This is a genomic window from Monashia sp. HAY1-5C (assembly GCF_056755255.1).
The window spans coordinates 1-15059 of the sequence record NZ_JBPGXG010000116.1; the positions used below are offsets into that span (position 1 = coordinate 1).

At 72.2% G+C, this 15059-nt stretch carries 17 protein-coding genes, 1 tRNA gene and 1 pseudogene; 9 read left to right on the forward strand and 10 right to left on the reverse strand.

Annotated elements, in window-relative coordinates; genetic code table 11:
- The 3 genes and pseudogenes from ACR9ZK_RS16185 to sp36 form a co-directional block, all read right to left on the reverse strand.
- Positions 1–199: pseudogene (locus ACR9ZK_RS16185) on the reverse strand (hypothetical protein); the annotation flags it as partial.
- 4 nt (positions 200–203) lie between these two features.
- Complete coding sequence (locus tag ACR9ZK_RS16190; RefSeq protein ID WP_481342973.1) at positions 204–668, reverse strand: RidA family protein; 465 nt, start codon at positions 666–668, stop codon at positions 204–206.
- Between the two features lies 1 nt (position 669).
- Positions 670–834: a Sp36 family protein gene (gene sp36, locus ACR9ZK_RS16195; RefSeq protein ID WP_481342974.1), complete on the reverse strand. Its 165-nt coding sequence runs from the start codon at positions 832–834 to the stop codon at positions 670–672.
- Between sp36 and ACR9ZK_RS16200 the strand changes: the two genes are divergently transcribed.
- The 3 genes from ACR9ZK_RS16200 to bagB all read left to right on the forward strand — a co-directional run bounded on the left by ACR9ZK_RS16200 (position 833) and on the right by bagB (position 4032).
- Complete coding sequence (locus tag ACR9ZK_RS16200; protein ID WP_481342975.1) at positions 833–1756, forward strand: alpha/beta hydrolase; 924 nt, start codon at positions 833–835, stop codon at positions 1754–1756. The two genes, sp36 and ACR9ZK_RS16200, sit on opposite strands and share 2 nt — an antisense overlap.
- A 78-nt stretch (positions 1757–1834) precedes the next feature.
- A complete protein-coding gene (gene bagA, locus ACR9ZK_RS16205; RefSeq protein WP_481342976.1) occupies positions 1835–2848 on the forward strand; it encodes an ATPase BagA in 1014 nt (337 codons plus the stop codon).
- Positions 2845–4032 carry an ATPase BagB gene (gene bagB, locus ACR9ZK_RS16210; protein ID WP_481342977.1) on the forward strand — a complete coding sequence of 396 codons (1188 nt, stop codon included), beginning with the start codon at positions 2845–2847 and terminating at the stop codon, positions 4030–4032. The genes bagA and bagB overlap by 4 nt, the downstream gene beginning before the upstream one ends.
- Positions 4033–4104: 72 nt before the next feature.
- On the opposite strand, the gene ACR9ZK_RS16215 is transcribed toward bagB, so the two are convergent.
- Entirely contained in the window at positions 4105–4410 is a 306-nt protein-coding gene (locus tag ACR9ZK_RS16215) for a WhiB family transcriptional regulator (RefSeq protein WP_481342978.1), read from the reverse strand.
- Positions 4411–4696: 286 nt separating this feature from the next.
- Here ACR9ZK_RS16215 and ACR9ZK_RS16220 point away from each other — a divergent pair, with 286 nt between their 5' ends.
- Positions 4697–7114, forward strand: a complete 2418-nt coding sequence (locus tag ACR9ZK_RS16220) for a penicillin-binding protein (protein WP_481342979.1) — start codon at positions 4697–4699, stop codon at positions 7112–7114.
- 54 nt (positions 7115–7168) lie between these two features.
- Here the strand turns inward: ACR9ZK_RS16220 and ACR9ZK_RS16225 are convergent, their stop codons facing one another.
- Entirely contained in the window at positions 7169–7624 is a 456-nt protein-coding gene (locus tag ACR9ZK_RS16225; RefSeq protein ID WP_481342980.1) for a GatB/YqeY domain-containing protein, read from the reverse strand.
- Positions 7625–7703: 79 nt separating this feature from the next.
- Between ACR9ZK_RS16225 and ACR9ZK_RS16230 the strand changes: the two genes are divergently transcribed.
- The 3 genes from ACR9ZK_RS16230 to ACR9ZK_RS16240 all read left to right on the forward strand — a co-directional run bounded on the left by ACR9ZK_RS16230 (position 7704) and on the right by ACR9ZK_RS16240 (position 9487).
- Complete coding sequence (locus ACR9ZK_RS16230) at positions 7704–8639, forward strand: metallophosphoesterase (RefSeq protein WP_481342981.1); 936 nt, start codon at positions 7704–7706, stop codon at positions 8637–8639.
- 194 nt (positions 8640–8833) lie between these two features.
- Positions 8834–8907, forward strand: a tRNA-Pro gene (locus ACR9ZK_RS16235).
- A 160-nt stretch (positions 8908–9067) separates the two neighbouring features.
- Positions 9068–9487, forward strand: coding sequence for a hypothetical protein (locus ACR9ZK_RS16240; RefSeq protein ID WP_481342982.1), 420 nt, complete (start codon positions 9068–9070; stop codon positions 9485–9487).
- Here ACR9ZK_RS16240 and ACR9ZK_RS16245 read toward each other — a convergent pair.
- Entirely contained in the window at positions 9462–10583 is a 1122-nt protein-coding gene (locus ACR9ZK_RS16245; RefSeq protein ID WP_481342983.1) for a carboxylate-amine ligase, read from the reverse strand. The two genes, ACR9ZK_RS16240 and ACR9ZK_RS16245, sit on opposite strands and share 26 nt — an antisense overlap.
- A 285-nt stretch (positions 10584–10868) precedes the next feature.
- On the opposite strand from ACR9ZK_RS16245, the gene ACR9ZK_RS16250 reads away from it, so the two are divergent.
- A complete protein-coding gene (locus ACR9ZK_RS16250) occupies positions 10869–12254 on the forward strand; it encodes an MDR family MFS transporter (RefSeq protein ID WP_481342988.1) in 1386 nt (461 codons plus the stop codon).
- 103 nt (positions 12255–12357) lie between these two features.
- Here the strand turns inward: ACR9ZK_RS16250 and ACR9ZK_RS16255 are convergent, their stop codons facing one another.
- The 4 genes from ACR9ZK_RS16255 to ACR9ZK_RS16270 form a co-directional block, all read right to left on the reverse strand.
- The gene (locus tag ACR9ZK_RS16255; protein WP_481342984.1) at positions 12358–12630 is read right to left on the reverse strand and encodes a DUF7218 family protein; all 273 of its coding nucleotides are present in this window, start codon (positions 12628–12630) and stop codon (positions 12358–12360) included.
- A gap of 80 nt (positions 12631–12710) precedes the next feature.
- Entirely contained in the window at positions 12711–13745 is a 1035-nt protein-coding gene (locus ACR9ZK_RS16260; RefSeq protein ID WP_481342985.1) for a DNA topoisomerase IB, read from the reverse strand.
- A gap of 86 nt (positions 13746–13831) precedes the next feature.
- Entirely contained in the window at positions 13832–14080 is a 249-nt protein-coding gene (locus ACR9ZK_RS16265) for a hypothetical protein (RefSeq protein ID WP_481342986.1), read from the reverse strand.
- 93 nt (positions 14081–14173) lie between these two features.
- Complete coding sequence (locus tag ACR9ZK_RS16270; RefSeq protein ID WP_481342987.1) at positions 14174–14779, reverse strand: TetR/AcrR family transcriptional regulator; 606 nt, start codon at positions 14777–14779, stop codon at positions 14174–14176.
- Between the two features lie 115 nt (positions 14780–14894).
- Between ACR9ZK_RS16270 and ACR9ZK_RS16275 the strand changes: the two genes are divergently transcribed.
- Positions 14895–15059 (forward strand): FAD-dependent oxidoreductase (locus tag ACR9ZK_RS16275; protein WP_481342989.1); only part of this gene is annotated, 165 nt, incomplete at its 3' end.

Consider the following 15059-nt stretch of genomic DNA (forward strand, 5'->3'; position numbering starts at 1 on the left):
CCCCCCCCCCCCCCCCCCCCCCCCCCCCCCCCCCCCCCCCCCCCCCTTTTTTTCCGTCGTCGGCAGCGTCAGATGTGTATAAGAGACAGGTGCTGGCTCGTCGCGGCTCGGCGACCTCCCACCGGTCACCGGACAGCCACCTCGTCGCGGCGTCGGAGATGCCGGGTGTGCTCGTGAGCGGGAAGAGACGACCGCTCACCGGTTCACGCCTCGACGGAGACGACGACCTCGACCTCGACCGGGGCGTCGAGCGGAAGCGCCGCGACGCCGACGGCGGACCGGGCGTGGACTCCCTTGTCGCCGAAGGCCTTGACGAGCAGCTCGCTCGCCCCGTTCACGACGCCCGGCTGGCCGGTGAAGATCGGGTCGGAGGCGACGAAGCCGACCACCTTGACGACGCGGGCGACCTTGTCCAGGTCACCGATCTCGGACTTGATGGCCGCGATGGCGTTGAGGGCGCACGTCGCGGCGAGCTCCTTGGCCGTCGCCTCGTCGACCTCGGCGCCGACCTTGCCGGTGGCCGGGAGCCGGCCCTCGACCATCGGCAGCTGGCCGGAGGTGAAGACGAGGTTGCCGTCGCGGACCACGGGGACGTAGGCGGCGACGGGCGGGACGACCTCGGGCACCGTGAGGCCGAGCTCGGACAGACGGTCTTCGACGGCGCTCATGTCAGTTCCCCCCGGTCTTGGGACGCTTGAAGTAGGCGACGAGGCTGGTGCCGTCGGGCCCGTTGACGATCTGGACGAGCTCCCAGCCATCGGCACCGAAGTTGTCGAGGATCTGCTTGGTGTTGTGGATCAGGAGCGGTGCAGTGAGGTATTCCCACGTGGTCATGGCGATCACCCTACTCATCGGGGCACCGACGCTCGGCGCGTGCTCCGGTGCGCCCGGCGGCCCCTTCGGTGACCCCGGCACGGTGCCGGGTGGTCCCTCCGGCCGGGCGTCGGCGGGTGCCACGATGTCCGGCATGAGCACGCCGGCCGACCGCCGCCCCGACGACGTCCTGACCCGCCCCTCCGCACCCGCGCCGACGACCCGGTCGTACGGACCGGACCGCGCCCAGGTCTACGACGTCGTCCCTCCGGCCGCCGGTGTCCCGCCCCGTGGCGTCACCCTGCTCGTCGTCCACGGCGGGTTCTGGCGCGCCGAGTACGACCGAGCGCACGCCCTGCCCGAGGCGAACGCGTTCGCGGCGGCCGGGTACGCCGTCGCCCTCGCCGAGTACCGGCGGACCGGGATGCCGGGCGGTGGCGTGCCGGGCACGCTCGACGACGTCCGCTCGGTCACCGAGGCGGTGGCGCGGGACCCGTCGCTGCCGCACCGCGTCGTCCTCGTCGGCCACTCGGCCGGCGGCCAGCTCGTCACCTGGGCGGCCGGGCAGCCGTGGGTAGGGGGGCTCGGCGTCGTCGGCGTCGTGTCCCTGGCCGGGGTCGTCGACCTCGACGCCGCGGACCGCCTGCACCTCGGGTCCGACGCCGCGCGTGCGTTCGTGGGCACGGGTCCGGGCACGCCCGCGTGGCGCTCGGCCGACCCGATGGACGCTCTTCCGCCCCGGGTGCCGGTGCGCCTCCTGTCCGGCACCGAGGACGACGACGTGCCGACCGAGGTGGGCGACGCCTACCTCGAGTCGGCGCGGCGGGCGGGTGGCGACGTCGAGCGGACCGTCGTGCCCGACGCCGCCCACTACGCGTTCATCGACCCCGACGAGCCGGCGTTCGACCGGGTCCTGGCCACAGTCGCCGCCCTCACCGGATGAGGGCTTCCCGGCGTGACGTGCGTCCCGAACGCGGCGGCTGCCCGACCCTCTCCCGCCCGCCCGCCTAGGCTGGGCCCCGTGACGACGGACTGGGGCCAGGCGCGGCTGCACGTCGTCACGGGCAAGGGCGGCACCGGCAAGACCACGGTCGCCTCGGCGCTGGCGCTCGCGCTCGCCTCGACGCCCGGACGCGTCCTGCTCACCGAGGTCGAGGGACGCCAGGGCATCAGCCAGACCTTCGACGTGCCGCCCCTCGGCACGCAGGAGACCCGCGTCGTGCGCCTGCCGGGCGGTGGCGAGGTCGACGGGCTGTCGGTCGAGCCCAAGGCCGCCCTGCTCGAGTACCTCCAGCTCTTCTACAAGCTCGGCCGCGCCGGCCGGCTCCTCGAGAAGTTCGGCGCCATCGACTTCGCGACGACCATCGCGCCGGGTGTGCGGGACGTCCTGCTCATCGGCAAGGTCTACGAGGCCAACCGCCGCCGACGCGACGGCCGCCACCGCGGCGACGCCCCACCCGCGTACGACGGGCTCGTGCTCGACGCGCCGCCCACGGGGCGCATCGGGCGGTTCCTCTCCGTCAACTCCGAGGTGGCCCACCTCGCCCGCGTCGGGCCGATCCACTCGCAAGCCGAGTCGATCACCCGCCTCCTGCAGTCCGAGCAGACCGTCGTCCACCTCGTCACCCTGCTCGAGGAGATGCCCGTGCAGGAGACCCTCGAGGCCGTCGAGGAGCTGCGCGCCAAGGGTTTCCGGCCAGGTGCCATCGTCGTCAACATGGTGCGCCGCCCGCTCCTCGACGACGCGGCGCTCGACCAGGCCCGGGCCGAGCGCCTCCACAAACCTTCGATCCGCGCCCAGCTCGTCGACGCCGGCGTCATCGTCACGCCCGAGCTCGTCGACGGCCTCCTCGCCGAGGCGCACGATCACGCCCAACGCGTCGACCTCGAGCGCGAGCAGCGGACGCTGCTCGAGGAGACCGGGCTGCCGATCATCGAGCTGCCCGCGCTGCCCGAGGGCATCGACAGCGGCTCGGTCCGCGAGCTGGCCGACCTGCTCGTGCCCTGCTTCGCCCACGAGCAGGCGCCCTCGTGACGACATCGGCACGCCGGCCCACCGTCGCCCGGCCGGCGCCCGCCTTCGACGTCGACGCGCTCATCGCCGACGCGTCGATCGGCATCGTCGTGTGCTGCGGGTCCGGCGGCGTGGGCAAGACGACGACCGCCGCGGCGCTCGGCCTGCGGGCCGCCGAGGCGGGGCGGCGCGTCGTCGTGCTCACCATCGACCCGGCGCGGCGGCTCGCACAGTCGCTCGGCCTCACCGAGCTCGACAACACCCCGCGCCCGGTCGCGGGCATCGACACCTCGGCGGGCGGCAGCCTCCACGCGATGATGCTCGACATGAAGCGGACCTTCGACGAGGTCGTCATCGCGCACGCCGACCCGGACAAGGCGCAGCAGATCCTGGCCAACCCGTTCTACCAGGCCGTCTCCAGCTCGTTCGCGGGCACCCAGGAGTACATGGCGATGGAGAAGCTCGGGCAGCTCAAGGCCTCCGCGGGTGGGCCCGACGCCCCGTGGGACCTCATCGTCGTCGACACCCCGCCGTCGCGCTCGGCCCTCGACTTCCTCGACGCCCCGAACCGGCTCGGCAGCTTCCTCGACGGACGCTTCATCCGGCTGCTCACCGCGCCGGCCAAGGCCGGCGGCCGGGCGGGTCTCAAGGTCTTCGGCGTCGGGGTGCAGCTCGTCACGTCGACGATGACGAGGATCCTCGGCGGGCAGATGCTCACCGATGTCCAGACGTTCGTCAACGCCCTCGACACGATGTTCGGCGGGTTCCGCGAGCGTGCCGACGAGACCTACCGGCTGCTGTCCGAGGACGGCACGGCGTTCCTCGTCGTCGCCGCCCCCGAACGCGACGCGCTGCGCGAGGCGTCCTACTTCGTCGACCGGCTCGAGGCGGACGGGATGCCGCTCGCCGGCCTCGTCGTCAACCGCATCGGTCGCGTCGAGGCCACCGGGCTGACGCCGTCGAAGGCCGTCGCGGTGGCCGAGGCGCTCGAGGACGGCAACGGGCCGAAGTCGGCGACCACGGCTGCCGGTCTCCTGCGCCTGCACGCCGACCTCGTGCGCACCGCCCAGCGGCAGCACGAGCTGGCCGACCGGTTCTCCCGGTCGCACCCGGGCATCCCCGTCGTCCACGTGCCGGCGCTCGGCCGCGACGTGCACGACCTGGCCGGGCTGCGTCAGATCGGCGAGTCGCTCACCGGGTCGTGACCCGATGACACACGCAGGCGCCGGACGCGTCCGAGGATACGGACGCGTCGCGGCGCGGGCGTGACCGGACTCTCAGGCCTGACGCGTCTGCGCGGCCATGCCGGCCCGCAGAGCGCTCTTCCAGGAGGCGATGTCCGGACGCTTGCGCAGCAGTGCGCGGCGCTCACGCTCCGTCATCCCGCCCCAGACACCGAACTCGGTCCGGTTGTCGAGGGCCTCGGCCAGGCACTGGGCCAGGACCGGGCATCCCTTGCAGACGGCCTTTGCGTCGTGCTGGGCCTTTCCACGGACGAACAGGGCGTCCGGGTCCTGGCTCGAGCAGCGAGCCTGACTGGCCCAGTCGTCGACCCACAGGTCGACAATCGCGACAGCACTCATGATGATTTCCCCTCCCCGCTCGGCACCTCCCAGTCACCGAGCCGGCCTCCGGACCGTCCCACCGGTCCTGTGTGTTGGGCCCCCCTTTGGCCCAAACGAGACATTAGGGCCCGGATGTCAAGCAGCGACATAGGCTGCACGGACCATTTCTCGGCGGGAGTGACTAGTCACTCCGGACCATGCCGGACGCCGGCGGCCCCGGTCGCCACGCCGGGCTCACGCGTGAAAACCCCGCCTGACGTGCGGAGATCCGGTGGCCATAGGGGTACCGGTTACCCTTGGGCCCATGTCCTCACGCACTACCTCGATCGGTGGCGTCGTCAGTCTGCTCGGGGCGTTCCTCGCGTCCGCCCTCGTGCTCGGGCTGCTCGCCGCCGGCCTGCTGATGCCGGCCGTCGGGGCCACCGGGGCACTCGCGCGTAGCGGCGTGGACGTCTTCAACGAGCTGCCGAGCGAGTTCACGACCAACCCGCTCGCCCAGTCGTCGCGGATCCTCGCGGCCGACGGCACCGTCATCGCGACGCCGCAGGAGCAGAACCGCACGGTCGTGCCGCTGAACCAGGTCGCCCCCATCATGCGTGAGGCGCAGGTCGCGATCGAGGACCACCGCTTCTACGAGCACGGCGGCATCGACATCCAGGGCACGCTGCGCGCGGTCATCTCCAACCTGCGCAACGGCAGCTCGGTCGGTGCCTCGTCGCTGACCCAGCAGTACGTCAAGATCTCGCTGCAGTACAACGCGCTCGCCGAGGGCAACACCGCTGCCGCGCAGGCCGCCGTCCGCAAGGACTACATGCGCAAGCTCAAGGAGCTCAAATACGCGATCACCGTCGAGAAGCAGCTGACGAAGGACCAGATCCTCGAGCGCTACCTCAACCTCGTGTACTACGGCGACCGCGCCTACGGCGTCGAGGCCGCCTCGATGCACTACTTCAGCGTCCACGCGAGCAAGCTCAGCCTCTCGCAGGCGGCGCTCCTCGCCGGCCTGACGCAGAACCCGGGCACGACGGACCCGGTCAACAACCCGGAGCGCGCGGTCGCGCGGCGCAACGTCGTGCTCGACCGCATGCACGAGCTGAAGATCATCGACGACAAGCAGTGGCAGGCCGCCAAGAAGCGGACGCTCAAGCAGGACATGCGGGTGTCGAACCCCAAGAGCACGTGCCTCGCCTCGCCGTACCCCTACTGGTGCGACTTCATCATCAACTACGCGCTGACGATGCCGCAGCTCGGCAAGACCGTCGAGGAGCGCAAGCGCACGCTCTACCGCGGCGGCATCACCCTCACGACGACGCTCGACCCGCGCATCCAGAAGATCGCCCAGCGTGAGGTGACCAAGAAGGTCCCCATCGGCAACGACGAGCGCATCGGCGCCGCGGCCTACGTCGCCGACCCGAACACCGGTGAGGTCAAGGCCTTCGCGCAGAACACCGAGTACACCGTCGACAAGGAGTCGCGCGGCAAGACCGGCATCAACTGGGCCCTGGACAAGAAGTACGGCGGGTCCGGCGGCTTCCAGTTCGGCTCGACGGCCAAGGCCTTCGCGCTCGTCACCGCCATGGAGTCCGGCATGACGACGAGCGCCTCGGTCAACGCCAAGGCCGCCGGCGGCAACTCGCAGGCCGTCTACACGCCCAAGGAGTGGCCGGGCGGCATCGCCAACTGCGGCCCCGGCGGCACGTGGAAGGTCTTCAACGACTCGCCGTTCCGCGGCGGCCGCATCAGCCTCATGGAGGCCACCGCCAAGTCGACGAACACCGCGTTCATCGCCCTGGCCGAGGAGCTCGGCGGCTGCAAGGTGCGCGACACCATGTTGCGCCTCGGCCTGCACCAGGCCGACGGCGAGCCGGTCGGCCGGTACGCCCCGCAGTACATCCTCGGCGCCTCCGACGTGTCGCCGCAGGGTGTCGCCCACGCCTACGGCGTCCTCGCCGCCGACGGCAAGAAGTGCCCGGTGGTCGCCGTGACCAAGCTCGTCATGGGCGGCAAGAACGTCGCCCTGCCGAAGACCGCGTGCCAGCAGGTCGTCGAGCCCGACGTCGTGCGCGCCACGGACAAGTTCCTCGAGTTCAACATGACCCACGGCTCCGGCATCCGCAACCAGCTCGACGACGGCAAGCGCGAGTCCGCCGGCAAGACCGGTACCGCCAACGGCAACAACGAGTCCTGGTTCGTCGGCTACACGCCGCAGCTGGTCACCGCGGTCTGGGTCGGCACGCCGTACGACCCGATCACCCGCGTCATGAAGAACATCACCGTCGGCGGGCAGTTCTACCCCGTCATGCACGGTGCCGCGATCGCCGCGCCGATCTGGAAGCAGATCATGAACAAGGCGCTCGAGGGCCAGCCGGAGGTGAAGTTCGGCGAGCCGACCGACAAGTTCACCAAGGGCGACCTCAAGGACGTCCCCGGCGTCACCGGCATGAGCGTCGACCAGGCCATCGCGACGCTTCAGGCGGCCGGCTTCTCGGCCGGTGTCGGCGGCACGATGAGCTCCGGCGTCCCGCAGGGCCTGGTCGCCGGCACGTCGCCGTACGGGCAGGCCCCGAGCGGCAGCTACATCACCATCTACACCTCGCGCGGCGCGCAGCGCCAGGCGCTCCCGCAGCAGCCCCAGCCGACGGTCGTCGTCCCGCCGGGCGGCGGAGGCGGCGGTGGTGGCGGCGGTGGCAACGGCCACAAGCCGCCCAAGCCGCACGGCTGACGGCACACCGGCCAAGGGGCCGACGCACGACGCGTCGGCCCCTTTCGTCGTGCCTCAGCCGGCGAGGACGCGTCGGACGACGGCGGCGACGCGGCCACCCTCCGCGCGTCCGGCGACGGCCGCGTTGGCGGCCTTCATCGCCTGACCCATCTGCTGCATCCCCGTGGCGCCCGACGCCGAGACGGCCTCGCGGACGATGCCCTCGAGCTCGTCGTCGCCGAGCTGCCGGGGCAGGTAGGTCTCGAGGACGGCGAGCTCGGCCTCCTCCTTCGCGGCCAGCTCGCTGCGGCCGGCGCCGGAGTACGCCTCGGCGGCCTCGCGACGCTTCTTGGCCTCCTTGGTCAGGACCTTGAGCACGTCGTCGTCGGTCAGCTCACGGTGCTCCTTGCCGGCGACCTCCTCGGTCGTCACGGCGGTGAGGGCCATCCGGATCGAGCCGGCCCGGACCTGGTCCCGCGCGCGCATCGCGGCGGTGAGGTCGGCCTGCAGCTGCTCCTTGAGGGTGCTCATGGCGTCAGTCTGTCAGGTCGGCACGACGGCTCTCGCCGGGTTTCCGGCCGGTTCGGGGCGGGGTGCGAGGATGTGGCACATGCGTGCCGTGACGAAGACCGTGCTGGGCCTCGGTGCCGCGGGAGCAGCCGTGCTCGGGTGGTCCTCGCTCGTCGAACGGAACGCCTTCGTGCTCAGGCGGTTCGAGGTCCCGGTGCTGCCCGAGGGGGCCCCGCCGCTGCGGGTGCTGCACGTCTCCGACATCCACCTCGTGCCGCGCCAGCGGGCCCGCGCGACGTGGGTGCGCAGCCTCGCCTCGCTCGACCCCGACCTCGTCGTCGACACCGGCGACAACATCGCCGCCCACGACGCCGTGCCGGCGCTCCTCGACGCGTTCGAGCTGCTCCTCGACGTGCCCGGCGCGTACGTCCTCGGCTCGAACGACTACTTCGCCCCCAAGATCAAGAACCCGCTGCGGTACCTGACCCGCCATCACGCCAAGGGGGTCGGCTCGACCCCGCGCCTGCCCACCGCCGACCTGCGCCGTGGCCTCGACCGCAGCTGGGTCGACCTGACCAACCGTCGCCGGACGCTCGAGGTGCGGGGCCTGCGGCTCGAGCTCGTCGGCGTCGACGACCCGCACCTCGGCTACGACCGGCTCCACCTCGTCCGCGGTCCGGCCGACGCGTCGGCCGACCTGACCATCGGCATCACCCATGCGCCGTACCAGCGCGTCCTCGACGCGTTCACGACCGACGGTGCACGCCTGGTCCTCGCCGGCCACACCCACGGCGGGCAGGTCTGCGTGCCCGGCTACGGCGCGCTGGTGACCAACTGCGACCTCGACACCTCCCGGGTCAAGGGCCTCTCGCGGTGGTGGCCGGGCGCCGGCGGGGCGCCCTCCTCGCAGGCGCCGGAGGACGCCGCGTGGCTCGAGGTGTCCGCGGGCCTCGGCACCGCGCCGACCGCGCCGGTGCGCCTCGCCTGTCGGCCCGAGGCCACGCTGCTGACCCTCGTCCCCCGCTCGCACGCCTGAGGAAGGGCCGGGCCGACGGGCGCGAGTGGCCGCTGTGCTCGTGACTCCTACGTCACTGCTCAGCCAGAGTGAGCAGTGACGTAGGAGTCACGGGGAGGTCGGGACCACGCGGTCCGGGACCCGATTCGGAGATGGGCGCGGGCCTGCGCTAGAGTCTCTCCTTGCTGCCCCGGGTACGCCCGAACGGCAGCCACCGGGGTGTGGCGCAGCTTGGTAGCGCGCTTCGTTCGGGACGAAGAGGTCGCAGGTTCAAATCCTGTCACCCCGACCGGTGAAATCGCAGGTCACGAGGCTCTTGCTCATCCGAGCGAGGGCCTCTCTGCTTGCCGTGCAGCAGCGACGTACAGCAGTGCGCTCATTCGAGGCAGCACGCTGCGGGTCGCGCAGCACACTGGAGGGACGAACCGGCGCACGAAGGAGTGTCGACGATGACGAACGGTTCCGACCTCCTCCGCGCCATGAACCGCATCCGGCACGCCTACGTCGACCTCGTCCCCGGGCTGGACCGCTACCTCACCACCTCGACGCACGACGACGCGGCCGGGCTCATGCACACCTACGCCCTCGGCCGGCCCCGACTCACCGCGCTGCACATCATCGGCAGCACCGGGTTCTTCCTCATGGTCGTCAACGCCCTCGGGGCCGGCACCCTCGGGGCGCTGGTCACCGACGCCGCCGGCGGAGGCACGTCGCTCACGGCCGTCGTCGGGTCGCTGGGCGCGGTCGCGTACACCGCCGCGCACATGGAGGTGTCACGCCGGCTCTTCACGAGCACCCTCGACACCCGCTTCCCCAGCGACGGCGTGCGGGCGGACCCGACCGTCACGCCTCGACGTGGCCGGCGGTGACGCGGACCGACTCGGCCACGACGTCGATGAGCTGACCGGTGCGCTCCAGCATGGCCCGCTGGCGCACGGCGCCGTTGCCCTCGGTCCGCAGCCGCTCGAGCCCCTCCAGGACGGTGGACAGATCACCGGCCTCCTCGAGCGCCGACCCGACGTGGGCGAGGAGCGAGCCGATGACGTCCCAGCACGGCCTCGGCCGGCCGCTGCGCCAGTCGACGAGCCGCCCCTCGATCCCCTCACGACCCGCCTGCCACGACGCGAGCCGCAGCAGCTGCGTCGGCACCTCCGGCGGCGGCAGCCCACGCTGCCACTCGCGCGCCGCCGTCTCGACGAGCGCCCGGCACAGCGCCCCGATGACGACCGCCTCCTCGACGGTGAAGCACACGTCGGCGGCCCGCACCTCCACCGTCGGGTAGTGCTCGGACAGCCGGGCGTCGAAGTACACCATCCCCTCGTCGAGGATCACCGAGCTGAGCACCATCTCGCGGACGCGGCGGTGGTAGGCGGCGGCCGAGCCGAAGACCTCGGGCGGTCCCCACGAGGGCCACCGGGCGAGCATCTGTGAGCGGTAGCTGGCGTACCCGGTGTCCTCGCCGCGCCAAAAGGGCGAGTTGGCGCTGATGGCCAGCAGCGTGGGCAGCCAGACGCGGATCCGGTCGATGACCCCCACGCCCTCCTCGTCGCCGTCGACGCACACGTGCACGTGGCAGCCGCAGATGAGGTGCTCGCGGGCCGTGAGCCCGTACCGGTCCGCCATCCACGCATACCTCGTCGACCGGGCCGGCAGCGGCTGCACGGGCAGCGGCGACGTCGCGAGCGCCGCGACGCTCGACCCGGTGCTGCGGGCGGCGCGCACTGCCTCCTTGCGCCATCGCTGGACCTCCCCGCGCAGCGCGGACAGCTCGGTGGCCGGGGCCGTGTGCGTCTCGATCTGCTGCTGCTGGAACTCCCCCTCGACCGCGCCGTGGACGCCCACGCCGGCGACCTCCGGAGGGCGGTGGGCGGCGCGGATGAGCAGCTGTCCGGACACGGAGCGAGGCCGGCCGTTGCGGATGTCGACGAGGAGCATCTCCTCCTCGACGCCGAGAGTGCGGACCATCGGGTTCCTTCCGCGTCCCCGAGTGGCCCGGGACGACGGCGCGTGAGACCTGTCGACCAGCACGTACCCGCTCGGCCGCGTCCCCGAGCCACGGGCGCCCGGGAATGCCGGGCGCCGCCGGCCGCTTGTCCTCCAGTGTCGCCACGAGACCCGAGGAGCGCCATGACGAAGCACAGAACGGGCACGAGTACCGCACGAGGTGACGCCGGCGGCAGGGCCACGGCGAGCGGTGGAGGCGGCGGCGTCGGGTTCCGCTCGGAGCGCGGTCCGATCCTCGTCGCGCTGATGCTCTCGACCGCGCTCATCGCCCTCGACTCGACGATCATCGCCACCGCGGTGCCCTCCATCGTCGACGACCTCGGCGGGCTCTCGCAGTTCCCGTGGCTCTTCTCCGTCTACCTGCTGGCGCAGGCGGTGTCGGTCCCCGTGTACGCCAAGCTCGCCGACACCCTCGGCCGCAAGCCGGTCATCCTCGTCGGCATCGGCCTGTTCCTCCTCGGCTCGGTCATGTGCGGCCTCGCGTGGGACATGGGTTCGCTCATCGTCATGCGCGCCGTGCAGGGGCTGGGTGCCGGCGCCGTGCTCCCGCTCACCATCACGATCGCCGGCGACATCTACACCGTTGCCGAGCGGGCCAAGGTCCAGGGCTACATCGCCTCGGTCTGGGCCATGTCCTCGGTCGTCGGGCCGACGCTCGGCGGCGTCTTCGCCCAGTTCGCCTCCTGGCGCTGGATCTTCCTCGTGAACATCCCCTTCTGCCTCCTCGCCGCGTGGATGCTGTGGCGCACCTACGGCGAGTCGCTCGAACGGCGCCGCCATCGCATCGACTACGCGGGCGCGAGCGTGCTGACCGTCGCGCTGACCCTGCTCATCCTCGCCGCCCTCGAGGGCGGACAGGCGTGGGCGTGGTCCGCCTGGCAGAGCGTCGGCTCGTTCGTCGTCGGCGGTGTCCTGCTCGCGGCGTTCGTCGCGATCGAGCATCGAGCCGCCGAGCCGGTGCTCCCGCTGCAGGTCTTCGGCCGCCGGCTCATCGTCGCCACGTCGCTCATCTCGGTCGGCGTCGGCACCGTCCTCATCGGCCTCACGTCCTACGTGCCCACCTTCCTCGAGCGGACGACGGGCGCGACGCCGCTCGTCGCCGGGCTCGCGGTGGCCGCCTTGACGCTCGGCTGGCCGGTGTCGGCGTCCCAGTCGGGGCGTCTCTACCTGCGCATCGGGTTCCGGCCCACCGCCCTGATCGGCCTCGTGCTCGCCGGGGTCGGGTCGCTCGTGCTGTGGCTCGTCAGCACCCACCCGAACGTGTGGACGACGGCGCTGTCGTGCTTCGTCGTGGGACTCGGTCTCGGCCTCGTCGCCACCCCGACGCTCATCGCGGCCCAGGCGTCGGTGCCCTGGCACGAGCGCGGCGTCGTCACCGGTTCCACCATGTTCATGCGCTCGGTCGGCAGCGCCGTCGGCGTCGCGGTGTTCGGCGCCATCGCCAACGCCGTCATCGCCCGGTCGGGCGGGGACGCGTCGGCCGACGCCGTCGGTGCGGGGTCGAGCGCGGTGTTCCTCGCCGTCGTCGTCGCGGCGGGCATCAGCATCGTGGCCGGGCTGCTCATGCCACCGACGCGAGCCGACGACCTGGACGCCGCGGCGGCGCCCGAGCCGGAGCAGGCCGCCGCCTGAGGCGCGCGCACGGATGCCCACTCGACCCGGGTCGAGTGGGTGGCTCCTCGGACGCGTGATGGCAGGCCGGCGTGCGGCGGCGCGGGCGACGCGGGCGTGCCCGTCAGTGGTTGCGCAGCGCCGAGACGAGCTCGGACTTCGACATCGACGAGCGGCCGGAGATGCCGATCTCGCGGGCGCGCTTCATTAGCTGGTCCTTGGTCATGTCGTCGTAGCTGCCGGCCTTGCCGCCCTTGCGGCCGACCGACGATCGCGACGAGCCGGCGGCGGCGTTCGCGATGCGGGCCGCCTTCTCCTTGCTCGCGCCCTCGTCACGAAGTGCCTCGTAGGTCTCCGGGTCCTTGACCGAGGGTCCGGGGCTCTTGCGCTTCGGCATGGGGATCTCCTCTCGTCGTGGCTGGTCCGTCGTCGCCCGGTCACGGCCGACGACCGGTTCGTACCCGGCGGGGGCCGCTTCTACTCGGCGCCGCGGACGAGGCGGATCACCGCCCGTTCGAGCGCGTCGCGGTCGCGGACGCGGACGAGCTCGCCGTTGGCCAAGCGGGCCCGGTCGGCCTTGGTGAGCCGGCTCAGGCCCCGCGCGACGGTGCGCCCGACGGCGTACTCGTCCAGGACCCGCGGGTCGACGTACGAGCGTCGCGCGACCGCCGGCGTGTTGCCGAGGTGCTCGGAGACCACCTTCATCGCGTCCTTCTCGGCGCGCTTCTGCTCTCGCTCGGTGGCGGCGGGGCCGGTCTGGGCCAGGGCGACCGCGGCGGTGACCGTCGCCGCCCACGTGCGCAGGTCCTTGACGGTGAACTCGTCGCCGACGAGCTCCTTGAAGGCGAGGTTGAGGTCGGCGGAGTGCAGCTCGTGCCACCCGGTCGCGTCACGGAAGGCGAGCAGCCGCTCGCCGGGGTAGCCGCTGCGCTTGAGCGACAGGACGAGCCGCGCGAGCAGCTGGTCCGTCATGACGGCCTCGCGCAGCACCCCTGACTTGGCGGGGAACTCGAAGGTGATGTCCTCACCGCTGACCCTGACGTGCTGGCGCAGGAGCGTCGCGACGCCGTACGAGCCGTTCTGCGCCTCGTAGGCCTCACCGCCGGTGCGGAAGAGGCCGGCGTCCAGCATGTGCAGCGCCGCTGCGGTGACGCGGCGGCGGCCGAGACCGTCGGTGCGCAGGTCCGTGGCCAGCTGCTTGCGCGCCTGCGGCAGCCGCCTGGCCAGGGCTAGGACGCGGTCGTGCTTCTCCCGGTCACGGGCCTCGTGCCACTTCTCGTGGTAGAGATACTGGCGGCGTCCGGCGTCGTCCGTGCCGACGGCCTGGATGTGCCCGTTGGGGTACGGGCTGATCCACACGTCCTTCCACGCCGGCGGTATGACGAGTGCCTTGACACGCTCGCGGGTCTCGGCGTCGACGGCCCTCCCGTCCGCGTCGACGTAGCCGAAGCCGGAACCGCGGCGCACCCGGCGGATGCCGGGGCCGTCGATCATGCTGCGCCGCAGTCTCATGCGCCACACGTACCCCGACGCGCGACCGCGAACTCACCGACCCGGCCGCCCGCGTGGCGGACCGACCTGACCGGGTCGTCAGCACCTCAGGACGTCGGGCCCTCGCTCTCCGGGGAGGGCAGGCCGTCCGCGTCCGCCGCGGCCTCGACCGCGTCCGGACCGACAGGGGCACCCGGGCTGTCGGAACGATCCGAGCCGTCCTGACCGTCGGCGGCACGCACGGGCAGGATGTCGGGGACCGAGATGTCCTCCTGGCCGGGTGGCACGGGTGGGTCGGGGGTCACCGGGGGGAAAACGGTTCCGTCGCTGTTGAGGTGGGATTCGTGAGGGGTCACGTGCATCGCCTTCGTCCCCGAGATCGCGGTGGCTGCTTACCGTTCGACCATACCCACGTCACCGGGCCCGTCCACGAGCCGAGTCCACCGCCGTCAGGCGAGGAGCGCGGCGCCCAGCGCGTCCCGCAGGAACGCCTCGTACCGGGCCACCGACCAACCTCGCTCGACGACGAGCCGGTTGTAGAGCATCGGGTCCATGTAGAGCCAGCAGACGTCGGCGGCCGCGGCCCGCGAGAGGCCCGGTCGCAACCCCCCGATGCGGGCGAGGTGGCGGACGAGCTGCTGGGCGCCGAAGAGCCGGTTGGCGTCCGCGGTCGCCTTGAGGGCCGCGGCCTCGCTGTCGGTGTCGGACGCGAGGACGAGCACGGTGCCCATGGGCGCGACGCGACGAACGACGTCGCGGACGATGCGGACCCACTGGTCCAGCGCCTCGGCAGGGTCGGTCGTCTCCTGCAGAGCGCGGACGGCCGGCCGTTCGGCGAAGGAGACCGGCTCGTCGTCGCCGACGACGGCCCAGTCGTAGGCGTCCTTGAGCAGGGCGACCTTGCCGCCGACGGCGTCGAAGACGGTCTTCCGGCTGACCCCGGCAGCGGAGGCCACCGCGTCGATGGTCGTGGCGGCATAGCCCCGCTCCACGAAGAGCGCACTGGCGGCCTCGACGACGGCGCGACGCGTGCGGCGCGCCTGTGCCTCACGCAAACCGGACACGTAGGCCCGTTTCGGACGGGAGCTCATCGGACTTCCCGCAAACCGCTTGACGCCATCACCGGGTGCTTTCACTCTGGGTTAAGTCAATACACCGACGGTAACACCAATGGGGGTGAAGGTCGTGCGGGTGGCAGTCATCGGAGCCGGACCGGCCGGCCTGGTCAGTGGCATCGGTCTCGCGCGCCGCGGGCACTCGGTGGTCGTCGTCGACCGCGACGCCGGACCGCCCGCCACCGGGCACTGGGACCGACGCGGTGTCATGCAGTTCCAC

Excerpts from the sequence above, each read along its gene's own strand:
- ACR9ZK_RS16255 (WP_481342984.1), bottom strand. The coding sequence starts at position 12,630 with ATGCCGAAGCGCAAGAGCCCCGGACCCTCGGTCAAGGACCCGGAGACC.
- ACR9ZK_RS16190 (WP_481342973.1), bottom strand. The coding sequence starts at position 668 with ATGAGCGCCGTCGAAGACCGTCTGTCCGAGCTCGGCCTCACGGTGCCC.
- ACR9ZK_RS16200 (WP_481342975.1), top strand. The coding sequence starts at position 833 with ATGGCGATCACCCTACTCATCGGGGCACCGACGCTCGGCGCGTGCTCC.
- ACR9ZK_RS16240 (WP_481342982.1), top strand. The coding sequence starts at position 9,068 with ATGACGAACGGTTCCGACCTCCTCCGCGCCATGAACCGCATCCGGCAC.
- ACR9ZK_RS16215 (WP_481342978.1), bottom strand. The coding sequence starts at position 4,410 with ATGAGTGCTGTCGCGATTGTCGACCTGTGGGTCGACGACTGGGCCAGT.
- ACR9ZK_RS16230 (WP_481342981.1), top strand. The coding sequence starts at position 7,704 with ATGCGTGCCGTGACGAAGACCGTGCTGGGCCTCGGTGCCGCGGGAGCA.
- ACR9ZK_RS16245 (WP_481342983.1), bottom strand. The coding sequence starts at position 10,583 with ATGGTCCGCACTCTCGGCGTCGAGGAGGAGATGCTCCTCGTCGACATC.
- ACR9ZK_RS16220 (WP_481342979.1), top strand. The coding sequence starts at position 4,697 with ATGTCCTCACGCACTACCTCGATCGGTGGCGTCGTCAGTCTGCTCGGG.
- ACR9ZK_RS16225 (WP_481342980.1), bottom strand. The coding sequence starts at position 7,624 with ATGAGCACCCTCAAGGAGCAGCTGCAGGCCGACCTCACCGCCGCGATG.
- ACR9ZK_RS16260 (WP_481342985.1), bottom strand. The coding sequence starts at position 13,745 with ATGAGACTGCGGCGCAGCATGATCGACGGCCCCGGCATCCGCCGGGTG.
- sp36 (WP_481342974.1), bottom strand. The coding sequence starts at position 834 with ATGACCACGTGGGAATACCTCACTGCACCGCTCCTGATCCACAACACC.
- ACR9ZK_RS16250 (WP_481342988.1), top strand. The coding sequence starts at position 10,869 with ATGCTCTCGACCGCGCTCATCGCCCTCGACTCGACGATCATCGCCACC.